The organism is Mycobacterium sp. DL440 (assembly GCF_011745145.1).
Taxonomy (GTDB): domain Bacteria; phylum Actinomycetota; class Actinomycetes; order Mycobacteriales; family Mycobacteriaceae; genus Mycobacterium.
Genome location: NZ_CP050191.1, coordinates 4,451,819 through 4,465,197, shown reverse-complemented (window position 1 = coordinate 4,465,197; position 13,379 = coordinate 4,451,819). Strand labels below are relative to the sequence as shown.

12 protein-coding genes are annotated in these 13,379 nt (G+C 65.4%); 6 read left to right on the top strand and 6 right to left on the bottom strand.

Going from position 1 to position 13,379, the window contains the following annotated elements; translation table 11 throughout:
- Position 1: 1 nt before the first annotated feature.
- Entirely contained in the window at positions 2-1,012 is a 1,011-nt protein-coding gene (locus HBE63_RS21885) for a Zn-ribbon domain-containing OB-fold protein (RefSeq protein ID WP_166906617.1), read from the bottom strand.
- Positions 1,013-1,070: 58 nt separating this feature from the next.
- Between HBE63_RS21885 and HBE63_RS21880 the strand changes: the two genes are divergently transcribed.
- The 3 genes from HBE63_RS21880 to HBE63_RS21870 all read left to right on the top strand — a co-directional run bounded on the left by HBE63_RS21880 (position 1,071) and on the right by HBE63_RS21870 (position 4,103).
- Positions 1,071-2,102 (top strand): LLM class F420-dependent oxidoreductase, encoded by a 1,032-nt coding sequence (locus tag HBE63_RS21880; RefSeq protein ID WP_166906616.1) that lies wholly within the window; start codon positions 1,071-1,073, stop codon positions 2,100-2,102.
- Between the two features lie 115 nt (positions 2,103-2,217).
- Complete coding sequence (locus HBE63_RS21875) at positions 2,218-2,898, top strand: acetoacetate decarboxylase family protein (protein WP_166910057.1); 681 nt, start codon at positions 2,218-2,220, stop codon at positions 2,896-2,898.
- Positions 2,899-2,906: 8 nt separating this feature from the next.
- Positions 2,907-4,103 carry a cytochrome P450 gene (locus tag HBE63_RS21870; RefSeq protein WP_166910055.1) on the top strand — a complete coding sequence of 399 codons (1,197 nt, stop codon included), beginning with the start codon at positions 2,907-2,909 and terminating at the stop codon, positions 4,101-4,103.
- 615 nt (positions 4,104-4,718) lie between these two features.
- Here the strand turns inward: HBE63_RS21870 and HBE63_RS21865 are convergent.
- Positions 4,719-6,023 carry a sensor histidine kinase gene (locus HBE63_RS21865; RefSeq protein ID WP_243858210.1) on the bottom strand — a complete coding sequence of 435 codons (1,305 nt, stop codon included), beginning with the start codon at positions 6,021-6,023 and terminating at the stop codon, positions 4,719-4,721.
- A 94-nt stretch (positions 6,024-6,117) separates the two neighbouring features.
- Positions 6,118-6,918 carry a crotonase/enoyl-CoA hydratase family protein gene (locus HBE63_RS21860; RefSeq protein ID WP_055117759.1) on the bottom strand — a complete coding sequence of 267 codons (801 nt, stop codon included), beginning with the start codon at positions 6,916-6,918 and terminating at the stop codon, positions 6,118-6,120.
- A 33-nt stretch (positions 6,919-6,951) separates the two neighbouring features.
- On the opposite strand from HBE63_RS21860, the gene HBE63_RS21855 reads away from it, so the two are divergent.
- Both HBE63_RS21855 and HBE63_RS21850 read left to right on the top strand, forming a co-directional pair.
- Positions 6,952-8,640, top strand: a complete 1,689-nt coding sequence (locus tag HBE63_RS21855; RefSeq protein ID WP_208301485.1) for an acyl-CoA synthetase — start codon at positions 6,952-6,954, stop codon at positions 8,638-8,640.
- Complete coding sequence (locus HBE63_RS21850; RefSeq protein WP_166906614.1) at positions 8,637-9,758, top strand: nitronate monooxygenase family protein; 1,122 nt, start codon at positions 8,637-8,639, stop codon at positions 9,756-9,758. The genes HBE63_RS21855 and HBE63_RS21850 overlap by 4 nt, the downstream gene beginning before the upstream one ends.
- A 108-nt stretch (positions 9,759-9,866) precedes the next feature.
- On the opposite strand, the gene HBE63_RS21845 is transcribed toward HBE63_RS21850, so the two are convergent.
- On the bottom strand, positions 9,867-11,420 hold the full coding sequence (locus tag HBE63_RS21845; RefSeq protein WP_166906613.1) for a succinic semialdehyde dehydrogenase: 1,554 nt from the start codon (positions 11,418-11,420) through the stop codon (positions 9,867-9,869).
- Between the two features lie 74 nt (positions 11,421-11,494).
- Positions 11,495-12,238 (bottom strand): SDR family NAD(P)-dependent oxidoreductase, encoded by a 744-nt coding sequence (locus HBE63_RS21840; RefSeq protein WP_166906612.1) that lies wholly within the window; start codon positions 12,236-12,238, stop codon positions 11,495-11,497.
- Positions 12,239-12,328: 90 nt separating this feature from the next.
- Here HBE63_RS21840 and HBE63_RS21835 point away from each other — a divergent pair, with 90 nt between their 5' ends.
- Positions 12,329-12,724, top strand: a complete 396-nt coding sequence (locus HBE63_RS21835) for a VOC family protein (RefSeq protein WP_166906611.1) — start codon at positions 12,329-12,331, stop codon at positions 12,722-12,724.
- On the opposite strand, the gene HBE63_RS21830 is transcribed toward HBE63_RS21835, so the two are convergent.
- On the bottom strand, positions 12,661-13,377 hold the full coding sequence (locus HBE63_RS21830; protein ID WP_166906610.1) for a helix-turn-helix domain-containing protein: 717 nt from the start codon (positions 13,375-13,377) through the stop codon (positions 12,661-12,663). The genes HBE63_RS21835 and HBE63_RS21830 overlap by 64 nt on opposite strands.
- Between the last annotated feature and the right edge of the window lie 2 nt (positions 13,378-13,379).

Sequence of the window (13,379 nt, the reverse complement as noted above, 5' to 3'; positions counted from 1 at the left end):
TTTACAGGTGGTGCTTGTAGGAGTCGTAGTCGGCGTCGGGTTCGCCGGTTGGCTTGAAGTAGTCGATGTTGTCGATACCCAGGCCCCATTCCTCGCGGGGCTTCCACACGGCTTGCACGCGCATACCCATCCGCACGTCCGCCGGGTCGATCTCGGTTACCAGGTGCAGGAACGGGATGTCGGCGCCGTCGAGCAGCACGTACGCCGCGACATAGGGCGGCTTGATGCGCTGGCCGGAGAACGGGATGTTGATGATCGCGAACGTGGTGACCGTGCCCTGGTCCGGCAGCTCGATGAACTCGTCGAGCGCCAACCCGGTCGCGGGATCGGCTTCCTTCGGCGGGAAGTAGACCTTGCCGGGCTGGCCGTCTCGGCCCTTCTTGGTCCGGCCGCCGAGCAGCTTGCCTTCTTCGAGAGCCTTGAGGAACGTGGTCTCGGGCAGGGATGCGGTGTGCTGGATCTCGATGAAGCTGGGCGTCACCTGCACCGTGACCGGCTCGCGGTCGTCGGGACTGGACGATGCTTCCACGGATTCTTCGGTATCGCCGGGCAAGAAATAGGCGATATCGGTGATCGCGCCGACCGGCTCGTCGATCCAGTGGGCATGCACGCGGTCGCCACTTTTCAGCGTGCCCTCGGGGGCATCCACGGCGTGCAGCAGCGCGGTGTCCGCGCCGTCGAGTTTGATCAGCGCCCAGGCGAACGGCCGGTCCAGTGGCTGACCCCCGAGCGGCGTCGACTGCCAGGTCCAGGACTGCACAGTGCCGACCGCGCTGACGGGCACGACCTCGGTCAAAGCCGCGTAGGTAATCGGGTCATACTCAGCGGGTGGTACGTGCACCCGACCATCCGACCCGCGTACGCCGACGATGCGTCGATCACGTAGTGCGGTGAAGAACTGGGACAGGAGCGGTCCGACTGAACGGGTGTAGTCGAATGAGAGCTTCAGCGGCGCCGAGAGGGGCCGCTCATGCTTGTCGATCTGCACCGGGCTGCTTTGGCCTGTGGTCACAGCATCGAGTAGAACAGGTTCTAAGAATGGTTTCAACCGTGTGTGGAAAGGCGAGCTAATGAAGTTGGGTCTTCAACTCGGATATTGGGGCGCCCAGCCGCCGACCAACCACGCCGAACTTGTCGCCGCCGCCGAGGCGGAGGACTTCGACACCGTCTTCACCGCCGAGGCGTGGGGCTCGGATGCCTACACCCCGCTGGCCTGGTGGGGCCGGGAAACCACCCGCATGCGGCTGGGGACCTCGGTCATCCAGATGTCCGCCCGTACCCCGACCGCCTGCGCGATGGCTGCGCTGACACTGGATCACCTGTCCGGCGGCCGCCACATCCTCGGGCTCGGCGTCTCCGGCCCGCAGGTGGTCGAGGGTTGGTACGGCGCGAAGTTCCCGAAGCCGCTGGCCCGCACCCGCGAGTACATCGACATCCTGCGTCAGGTCTGGGCGCGGGAGGCCCCAGTGCGTAGCGACGGCCCGCATTACCCGTTGCCGCTGACCGGCGAGGGCACCACCGGGCTGGGCAAGAACCTCAAGCCGATCACCCATCCGCTGCGTGCCGACATCCCGGTGATGCTGGGTGCCGAAGGGCCCAAGAACGTCGCGATGGCCGCCGAGATTGCCGATGGCTGGCTGCCGATCTTCTACTCGCCGCGCATCGCCGGTATGTACAACGAATGGCTCGATGAGGGATTCGCCCGGCCGGGTGCTCGGCGCACCCGGGAGACCTTCGAGATCTGTGCCACCGCGCAGGTCGTGGTGACCGACGACCGGCCGGCGATCATGGAGCTGATGAAGCCGCACCTGGCGCTGTACATGGGTGGGATGGGTTCGGAGGACACCAACTTCCACGCCGAGGTCTACCGGCGGATGGGATATGCCGAGGTCGTCGACGACGTCACCCGGCTTTTCCGCAATGACCGGAAAGACGAAGCCGCCAAGATCATCCCCGACGAATTGGTCGATGACTCCGCGATCGTCGGTAACCTCGACTACGTCAAAGAGCAGATCAAGGCCTGGGAGGCTTCGGGCGTGACCATGATGGTGGTCGGGGCTCGCTCGGTCGAGCAGATCAAGGATCTTGCCGCTCTCGTCTGAACGACTAGACACTTCCTTGCGATGTGTCTACTCGAGGTTCTAGATTTATGGCGTGAGTCACAGCGCGCCAACTTCCGGGCCCTCGCAGCACACCGTCGCCGGCACCGTGCTGACCATGCCGGTGCAGATTCGCACCGCCGAACAGCACATGGCGATGTTCTCGGTGGACGCCGGCGCCGCGCAGCGGATGATCGACTACAGCGGTCTGCAGGTCTACCGGCGCAGGCCGCAGCGGGCGATCGTCGTGCTGATGCTGATGCACTACGTCGACGGCGACCTCGGACCGTATCTGGAATACGGCACCAACGTCATGGTGAACCGGCCCGGCTCGCAGGAGGCCGGGCTGCGCGGCCTTGGTTCGGCCGGCGCTTTCGTGCATCACCTGCCGGTCGACGGGGAGTTCACCCTGGCAGCCGGCCGGCAGATCTGGGGCTATCCGAAAGTCTTGGCGGACTTTACCGTTCGTGACGGTAGGCCGTTCAGCTTCGATGTGAGTATCGACGGCAAGCTGGCGGTGGGGATGGACTTCAAACCCGGGCTTCCCGTTCCATCCCGGTTCACCGCCAAACCACAGGTGCAGTCGACCTTCTCCCACCTCGACGGGGTGCTGCGCGAAACCGAAGGCACGATGCGGAATTCCGGCGTGCGCTATCGGCCGGGCGGGGCCCGGGTCCGGCTCGGTGACCACCCGTACGCCGAAGAACTGGCGGCCCTGGGACTGCCCAAACGGGCGATGTTGTCCAGTTCGGTTCGCAATGTGCAGATGACGTTCGCTGACGCCAAGGAGATTTCGTGACTCAGGTACTGCCCACCAAACCCGACGTCGATCTGGCTGACGGCCGCTTCTACGCCGACAGTGGCGCGCGGGAGGCCTACCGGTGGATGCGCGCCAACGCGCCGGTGTTCCGGGACCGCAACGGTCAGGCCGCCGCGGCCAGCTACCAGGCGGTGCTCGATGCCGAGCGCAACCCCGAGCTGTTCTCCAGCGCCGGTGGGATCCGCCCCGATCAGCCCGGCATGCCGTACATGATCGACATGGACGATCCGGCACATGTGTTGCGCCGCAAGCTGGTCAATTCCGGCTTCACCCGCAAGCGCGTGATGGACAAGGTGCCCTCGATCGTGAGCCTGTGCGACACCCTCATCGATGCGGTGTGTGAACGCGGGGAATGCGATTTCGTCCGCGATATCGCCGCCCCGCTGCCGATGGCGGTGATCGGTGACATGCTCGGTGTGTTGCCCACCGAGCGGGACATGCTGCTGAAATGGTCGGATGACCTGGTCTGCGGGCTGAGTTCGCATCTCGACGAGACGGCCATCAACATGCTGATGGAGACATTTGCCGCCTACACCGCGTTCACCATGGAGGTGATCGCCAAGCGCCGCGCCGAGCCGACCGATGACCTGTTCTCGATCCTGGTGAATGCCGAGGTCGAGGGGCAGAAGATGAGCGATGACGAGATCGTCATGGAGACGCTGCTGATCCTCATCGGCGGCGACGAGACCACGCGCCACACGCTCTCGGGTGGGACCGATCAGCTGCTGCGGCACCGGGATCAGTGGGACAGGCTGGTCGCTGATCAGTCCCTGTTGCCCGGCGCGATCGAGGAAGCCCTGCGCTGGACCTCACCGGTCAAGAACATGTGCCGCACCCTGACCGCCGACACCACCTTCCATGGAACAGACTTGAAGTCCGGCGAGAAGATCATGCTGATGTTCGAGTCGGCCAACTTCGACGAAGCCGTTTTCGAGAATCCTGACGAATTCCGCATCGATCGAAACCCCAACAGTCACTTGGCTTTCGGATTCGGGACACATTTCTGCCTGGGTAATCAACTGGCCCGCCTGGAGCTGCGCCTGATGCTCGAACGGTTGCTCGAACGGCTGCCCGATCTGCGGTTGGCCGACGACAATCAGTTGCCGTTGCGTCCGGCCAACTTCGTCAGCGGCCCGGAATCGATGCCGGTCGTGTTCACTCCGAGCGCTCCGGTCGGGGCTTAGCGGCTGGGGCTCAGCACAGACGCGGCGCCCAGCGTCCCTTGGTGTATCGCCTGCTGTGTATCCCTATGCGTTGGTTAAGCATCCGCTGTGTAACGGTCTCACGAGTTTCGCCTAGCTAGCCTAATTAGATAGTCTCGCAATATCGGGGGATGACGCGACGACTAGAGGAGTGCACGAGATGGCACGACATTTACCTGGGCGAAGTGTGTTGAGTGGGTTGCTGGTGAGCGGGGCGCTGTTCGCCGGGGCCGTGGGTATGGCGGCTCAAGCCAGCGCAGAGCCAATGGCCGGTCCGGCGCCGGCGAGCCTGCAGTTCGGCGGACCGGCTCCACTGTTCTCACCGCCCGCTCCGCCGTTGCCCGTCACGCTAGCACTACAGCTCTAGAGAAGATTTTTTTTATGGCAACGGCGTCCACCATGATCTCCACTATCCTCTTCGTCGGCTGCGTCAGATCGGTATAAGGGACAGCCGCCACGGCCGTGGGGTCCGCCGCCGCCCCCGCCCGGACATTGGGGACCGCGTCCGCCCGGGCACTGGCGCTAGCGCTGCATTGACGGCTTGACACTGAGGCCCCGCTCGAAACATCGAGCGGGGCCTCAGTTTTGCGGCAACGACTACTTCATCTGGAGGTTCGCGTCGGTGGTGCACTTCGCGGGCACCGAAATCGACACGGTGGTTCCGGGCGCGCCCGCGACCACGAATGTGCCGCCCGCAGCCAGAACCTTGGCGCAAATCGAGGCGAACCCGATGTGGCCGTCTTCGACGCTTTGCGCCAGACGCTCCGGTGGAATGCCAACGCCGTCGTCTGCGATGTGCAATGCGGCCTGAATGCCGTTGTACCCCAAGGTGAACCGTAGATTGTCGGCCTGCGCGTGCTTGATGGCGTTCGTCGAGAATTCCCGAGCTGCACTGTAGATCAGGTGATCGGCGTCGGTGCGTAAGTCGTCGGGCCAGCTGTCGGCGTCCAACTGGACTGCGAGGTTGGTGCGCGTCGCGATGCCGTCGGCAAGTGAGGTCATCGCCGCTTTGAGGCCGGCCCGGGCCAAGACTTCGGGATGCAGTTCACGGACCACGTCACGCAGCAGGCGGGAGGACTCCGCCAAGGCGAAGTCGACGCGGTCCATCCCGTCGACCGATCCGTCCCGGACCTCCTCCATATCGCGTCGCGCCACCAGCACGTACTGGAGCGCACCATCGTGCAGGCGTTCGGAAAGCGATTGGCGTTCGCGCTTCTCCAGGCTGATCACTTCTTCGAGCAGGCGGGCCCGCTCCAGGGCCAGGCTGGTGATGGTCCTGGTTCTTGATTGCTGAATCCACGACAACGCGACGGACCCGGCAGCCAAGCCGAACAGCACGGCGGTCCGCGCCAGGATCGACCCCCAGGGCTCATTGCCGTTGGCGGCCTTGTCGACCCAGCTCACCACAAAGAATGTGACCACCGTTGGGACCGCGATCGCGGCGCTGACAACGGGATCGAGCTGCGCTGCCGCGATCAGCGGGATCAGGAAAAGCCCGTGCTGTACCACGCCGGAGGTCCAGGTCTCTGCCGAACTGATCCCGGTCTCCATTGAAATGATCGCTACCGCAAGGAGATCCACGCACAGCATGAGCAGCGCCACCGATCGCCGGGTTCCTCCGCCCAACCGATCGGCAGAGCGCAGCGCCCACCAGCTCCACACCGAGACCGCCGCGACGTAGCCGGCGAAAATTGCCCGGTGCAGCCACAGGCTCGAGTGCGGAGGCTGCGACAGCAGGGCCACACCGATGAACATCGCCATGAGCATTCGCAGGGCGAGTTGCAGTAACAGGCCACGGCGTACCGAGTTGTCGGCGGTCGGCGCAGACGCCTCATCGCGTTCAGGCATGCCCGGCTCCCGTCCCGGCAAAGTTGGCACGAGTATAGAGCTGCTCAGTGCCACGACGAGGACAGTTGGCGGGGGCGAAATCGCGACGACGGCGGTCTGTGCCGGCCGCAGGCTAGAACAGTGCCGGCACCGGTGGCCGCGCCACGAATCAGCGCATCTGGAACTTGGGCGCGCGCTTCTCCTTGAAGGCCAGCGGGCCTTCCTTGGCGTCCTGGGACAGGAATACCGGGATGCCGTTGGCGGTGTCGGGCTTGAACGCCTCGTTCTCGTGCATGCCCTCGGTCTCGCGGATGGTCTTGAGGATCGCCTGCACGGCCAGCGGGCCGTTGTTGTTGATCACCTCGGCGATCTCCAGGGCCTTCTCCAGCGCAGTGCCATCGGGAACGACGTGACCGATCAGGCCGTACTCCAGGGCCTGGGCGGCGGTGATGTGCCGTCCGGTCAAGAGCATGTCGCACGCGATGGTGTAGGGAATCTGGCGTACCAGGCGGACCGCCGAGCCGCCCATCGGGTACAGGCTCCACTTGGCTTCGGAGATGCCGAACTTGGCGCTCTCGCCGGCCACCCGGATGTCGGTGCCCTGCAGGATCTCGGTGCCGCCGGCGATGGCCGGGCCCTCGACCGCGGCGATCAGCGGCTTGGTGAGCCGACGGCCCTTGAGCAGACCGTCGATACGTGACGGGTCGTAGCTGCCGTCCTTGAACGAATCGCCCGGCGGCTTCTTGGTCGCGCCCTTGAGGTCCATGCCCGCGCAGAAGTACCCGCCGGCGCCGGTGAGGATGCAGGTGCGGATCTCCGGATCGTTGTCGACGCGGTCCCAGGCCTCGACCATGATCGAGAGCATCTCGGTGGAAAGCGCGTTCCGCGCCTCGGGCCGGTTCAATGTCAGGATCAGCGTGTGTCCGCGCTGCTCAATGAGGGCGTCGGGACCTTTTTCGGTATCGCTCACGGGTGCCAGCTCCTATGCATTTCCAACCCAGACTTGTCTCGAAATGTAACACGTTCTAGTTTAGGTTCTGTGGCTCTGAATATTGCGGATCTTGCCGAGCATGCCATCGACGCTGTGCCTGACCGTGTTGCCCTGATTTGTGGCGACGAACAGCTGACCTATGCGCAGTTGGAGGAGAAGGCCAACCGTTTGGCCCACTACCTGATCGCCCAGGGCGTCAAGAAGGACGACAAGGTCGGCCTCTACTGTCGCAACCGCATCGAGATCGTCATCGGGATGCTGGGCATCGTGAAGGCCGGCGCGATCCTGGTCAATGTCAACTTCCGCTATGTCGAGGGCGAGCTGAAGTACCTGTTCGAGAACTCGGACATGGTGGCGCTGATCCATGAGCGCCGCTACGCCGACCGGGTGGACAACGTCCTGCCGGAGACCCCGAATGTGAAGACCGTCCTGGTGGTGGAAGACGGGTCAGATGACGACTTCCAGCGCTACGGCGGCGTTGAGTTCTACTCGGCCATCGCCGAGCACTCACCCGAGCGTGACTTCGGCCCGCGCAGCGAGGACGACATCTACCTGCTTTACACCGGCGGCACCACCGGCTTCCCCAAGGGCGTCATGTGGCGTCATGAGGACATCTACCGGGTGCTGTTCGGCGGCACCGACTTCGCCACCGGCGAGCCCGTCGCCGACGAATACGACCTGTCCAAGCAGGCCGTCGCCAACCCGCCGATGATCCGGCTGCCCATTCCGCCGATGATCCACGGCGCGACCCAGTCGGCCACCTGGATGGCCCTGTTCACCGGCCACACCGTGGTGCTGATGCCGGAGTTCGACGCCGACGCGGCGTGGCGGATGATCCACGAGCACAAGGTCAACTTGCTGTTCTTCACCGGTGACGCGATGGCCCGGCCGCTGCTCGATGCGCTGCTGGCCCACCAGGATGCGGGTAACGAGTACGACCTGTCGTCGCTGTTCCTGTTGGCCAGCACCGCGGCCCTGTTCTCCACGAGCCTCAAGGAGAAGTTCCTGGAGCTGCTGCCCAACCGGATCATCACCGACTCGATCGGCTCGTCGGAGACCGGTTTCGGCGGTACCTCCGTGGTGGCCAAGGGGCAGAGCCACACCGGCGGCCCGCGGGTGACGATCGACAAGAACACCAAGGTGCTCGACGAGGACGGCAACGAGGTGGTCCCGGGCTCGGGCGTGCGCGGCATCATCGCCAAGTGCGGTCACATCCCGGTCGGTTACTTCAAGGACGAGAAGAAGACCGCCGAGACCTTCCGGACCTTCAACGGGGTCCGCTATGCCATCCCGGGTGACTATGCCGAGGTCGAGGCCGACGGCAGCGTGACCATGCTGGGCCGCGGCTCGGTGTCGATCAACTCCGGCGGCGAGAAGATCTACCCCGAAGAGGTCGAGGCCGCGCTGAAGGGCCACCCGGACGTGTTCGACGCGCTCGTGGTCGGTGTGCCCGACGAGCGTTTCGGTCAGCACGTCGCCGCGGTGGTGCAGGCACGCGAGGGTGCGCGTCCGACCCTGGCCGATCTCGACACGTTCGTGCGCAGCGAGATCGCGGGATACAAGGTGCCGCGCAGCCTGTGGCTGGTCGACGAGGTTAAGCGTTCGCCTGCGGGCAAGCCTGACTACCGCTGGGCCAAGGACACCACCGAGGAGCGTGCGGCTGACGAGGTGCACGCCAATCACGTCGGAGCCAAGTCGTGAAGACCGACCTTTGCGAACGGTTCGGGGTCGAATACCCGATCTTCGTCTTCACCCCGTCGGAAAAGGTGGCCGCGGCGGTCACCCGGGCCGGCGGTCTGGGAGTGCTGGGGTGCGTGCGGTTCAACGATCCCGACGAGTTGGAAAACGTGCTGTCGTGGATGGACGCCAACACCGACGGTAAGCCGTACGGCGTCGACGTGGTGATGCCCAACAAGATCCCGACCGAGGGCAGCGCCGTCGACATCGACAAGCTCATCCCGCAGGCTCACCGGGACTTCGTCGCGAAAACCCTTGCCGATCTTGGCGTTCCGCCTCTTCCCGAGGAGGGTGAGCACAACACCGGTGTGCTGGGCTGGCTGCACTCGGTGGCGCGAAGCCATGTCGAGGTGGCGTTGCGCCATCCGATCAAGCTGATCGCCAACGCGCTGGGTTCGCCGCCCAACGACGTCATCGAGCAGGTCCACAAGGCAGGTGTCCCGGTGGCCGCGCTGGCCGGCAGCGCGAAGCATGCGCTCAGCCATGTCGCGAACGGAGTCGACATCGTGATCGCCCAGGGACATGAGGCCGGAGGGCACACCGGTGAGATCGGCTCGGTGGTGTTGTGGCCGGAAATCGTCGACGCAGTCGACGGTAAGGCCGCGGTGCTCGCTGCAGGCGGGATCGGCAGCGGCAGGCAGGTGGCCGCGGCCCTGGCGCTCGGTGCTCAGGGTGTGTGGATGGGTTCGGCGTTCCTCACGGCGGCCGAATACGACCTGGGTGTGCGTCGCGAGTCGGGTGCCTCGGTGATCCAGGAGGCATTGCTGAACGCCACCTCCGCCGACACCGTGCGCCGAAAGATCTACTCCGGCAAGCCCGCCCGGATCCTGAAGAGCCGCTGGACCGACGCCTGGGATGCACCGGACGCCCCCGAACCGCTGCCGATGCCGCTGCAGAACATCCTGGTCGGTGAGGCGCATCAGCGGATGAGCCAGTCCGATGACCCGACCGCGGTCGCGATGCCGGTGGGTCAGGTCGTAGGCCGGATGAACGAGATCCGGCCGGCCGCCGATATCATCGCCGAGCTGGTGAGCGGTTTCGAAGCTGCCACCAAGCGCCTGGACGGCATCGCCGGAAGCTGAGTCTGCGTGTAGCCGGCCGGCCGGGGCTGATTCTTTCTGGCGAACAGACACGTAGGTACCCGTAAGCCCGCAGTTTCGGGTACTTCCGCGTCTGCTCGCGCTGGGAAACTAGCGGCCGGGCAGTTTCTGCAGCGCCCGGATCATCGGGGTGAGTGCCTTCTGCCAGAACGTCTGCGAGATCCCCAGCGGCGGATCGAGATTGATCACCCGCGCGGTGGAGACGGTCTGCGACTCGGTGTACTTGAGGATCCCGTCGGCACCGTGGCGGCGTCCGACCCCGGAGGCCTTCATACCGCCCATCGGGGCCGCGGTGCTGCCGAATGCCAGGGCATAACCTTCGTCGACGTTGACGGTGCCGGAGCTGATCTGTGCGGCGATCTTCTCACCTTCGGACTTCGATCCCGCCCACACACTCGCGTTGAGGCCGTACTCGGTGTCGTTGGCCTTCTCGACGGCCTCGGCGACGGAATCGACCGGGTAGATCGACACCAGCGGGCCGAAGGTCTCGTTGCGCGCGCACTCCATCTCGTCGGTGACGCCGGACAGCACGGTCGGCTCGAAGAACAGCGGGCCGAGGTCGGGGCGTGCGTTGCCACCGGCAACCACCTTGGCGCCCTTGGCTTTTGCGTCGTCGACGTGGCCGGACACGGTCTTGATCTGATCTTCGGAGATCAGGCTGCCCATATCGGCGGTGAAGTCGTAGGCCGCCGACAGGTTCATGTTGCGCACCTGCTCGGCGAACTTGGCGGTGAACTCGTCGGCGACCTCCCGCTCGACGTAGATCCGCTCGATCGAGATACACAGCTGACCGGCATTGGAGAAGCAGGCGCGGGTGGCGGCCTTGGCGGCCACCTTCAGGTTGGCGCCCTTGGTGACGATCATCGGGTTCTTGCCGCCGAGTTCCGCGGAGAACCCGATCAACCGGCGACCGCACTGCTCGGCCAGTGCCCGCCCGGTGGCCGTCGAACCGGTGAACATCATGTAGTCGCAGTTCTCGACGATCGCGGTGCCGACCACTGACCCGGGCCCGGGAACCACCGCGAACAGATCGCGCGGCAGACCCGCCTGATACAGCAGCTCGGCGTTGGCCAACGTGCAGTACGGCGTCTGGCTGTCCGGCTTGACCACCACGGCATTGCCGGCAAGCAGGGCCGGGATGGAATCCGAGATGGACAGGGTCATGGGGTAATTCCACGGCGAAATGACGCCGATGACGCCCTTGGGGTGGTGGTTGACCACGGTCTTGACGAATCCCGGCAGCAGGCCCTGTACCCGTTTCGTCGAGAGCAGCCGGGCTGCCTCGCGCGCGTAGTAGCTCGCGTTCAAGATCATGTCGACGATCTCTTCCTGCGCGGCTGAGCGGGCCTTGCCGGTCTCGGCCTGGGCCACATCCATCAGGAAGTCGCGATTCTTGGCGAGCAGTGCGCCGAACCGCTTGATGACGTCGGCGCGTTCCTTCACCGACTGCTTCGCCCACTGTGCCTGCGCGGCACGGGCTTTGACGAAGGCGGCGGTCACGTCTTCGGCGGTACCGATCGGGATGGTGGTCAGTTCCTTGCCGGTGAAGACCTCGTCGATCGGCTTGGACTGCCGGGCGCCGATGTCGTCGATCGCGACGAGCGCGCGCAGGCGAGCGAAATCCGCAGCGGATGGAGCAGGCATTACAGCCCTCCCTACTGGCGAGTAACAATGGTTGGCACCAACCTACTCGGCGGCCGGGATGGTCACAACGCCGCTCAGCGCAGCTTGATGGTTCCGCCGTCGACCATCAGGGTCTGCCCGGTCATGTAGCGGGCGTCCTCGCTGGCCAGGAACACCGCGACCCGACCGATGTCTGCCTCGGGGTCGCCGAACCGGTGCATCGGGGTGCCGGCCAGCAGCTTCTCTTCGATGCCAGGATTGGCCGCGAGGTAGGCCTTGACGCCCTCGGTCAACGCCAGCGGGGAGATCAGGTTGACGTTTATGCCGTCGGCCGCCCATTCGTTGGCCGCCACCCGACTGATCGCCCGAATTGCCTCCTTGGCCGCGGCGTAGGACGCCTGGTTGGCCTGGCCCTCTATGCCGGCGCCGGAGGCGAAGTTGATCACCGACCCGCCGCTGGCCTTGAGCTGGGAGTGGCAGGCCTGCATCAGCCACCAGGTCGGGTAGAAGCCGGTGTCGAAGGACAGGTCCAGCATCTCCTGGGTGGTGTCCAGCAACGGGGCCTGCCGCGACGCGTGCGCGTTGTTGACCAGCACGCTCACCGATCCGAAGGCGTCGACGGCGGCAGCGCAGATCTGCGCCGCGGCCGGCTGCTGGGAGATGTCGATGCCGAGATAGCTGGTGGCATCGCCGAGTTCGGATTGCAGCGCGTTGCCGGCCTCGTCGTTGATGTCGACGATCAGTACCTGGGCGCCCTCCTTGACGAAGGCCCGCACGATACCGCGTCCGATCCCGCCCGCACCGCCGGTGACGATCGCGGTTTTGCCCTGCAGCCTCATGCCCTGTCCTTCCGCTCGTTTTCGACGCTACTGCCCGCGGTTGTCCGATTCGTTCAAGATCCGCGCCGCCTGCGCATCTAACCTGCGGGTATGGCCTTGAACCTGACTTCGGCGATCATCGAGATCGTCGCCAAAGACTTGCACCGATCCCTGGATTTCTACCGGCTGCTCGGCCTGGAAGTCCCCCAACCCGAAGGTCCGCATGTCGAGGTGACGCTGCCCGGCGGCAACCGGCTCGCGTTCGACACCGAGGAGGTGATCGCCGGCATGCATCCCGGCTGGGTGCCCCCGACCGGGCGCGGTCGGGTGGCGCTGGCGTTCGGGCTCGACTCGCCCGCCGAGGTCGACGAACTCTATGAGCGGCTCACCGCTGCCGGCCATCCGCGGACGCTCAAGCCCTACGACGCACCCTGGGGTCACCGTTATGCCACGGTCGAAGATCCCGACGGTACCTCGGTGGATCTGTTTGCGGCGCTGGATAGCTGACGTAACGGCACCCCGGCGAGGGTGCGAACTTCGCGGTGCAGGTGCGGCTGATCGGCATAGCCGGCCTGGGCTGCGACGGTGGCCGGTGCCAGTCCGCTGTCGAGGAGTCGCACCGCTCGGCGGAAGCGGAGGATGCGCCGCAGTGTGGCCGGCCCGTATCCGTAGACCGCCGCGCACTGCCGTTGCATCGTTCGGTCCGACCAACCGACATGCCTTGCCGTTGCACTGACCGATTCCCCGGCCGCGAGCCGGCGCGTGACTTCACGAAGCGCGGGCAGCGGCCACGGGGCCGTATCGGCGCGAGGCTGCTGCGAGGCCAGCGTTGCGGCGAGCTCTTCGAGTGAACCGTCCCGGGCGATTGTGCGCAGTTCGCGTAGGTCGACTCGGGTGTTGCACAGTTCGGACGCCGGGACGCCGAGTAGACGGGGCAAGGCGCCTGGACGAAACCGTAACCCCTGCACCGGGTCCTGACTCCCGGCAGCGACGAACGCCGTGGTGTCGGGGCCGGCGACGACGATCCTGTCGGCCATCTGGATCAGGTCCATGCAGCCGTCGGGAAGAATCCGGCCAGGTTCGGCCGGACCGGTGCGGACCCACTGGCACTCCACGAGCTCGAGCAGGTGTGGCGGCGGATCCTGTTCGCGGTAGCCCACGT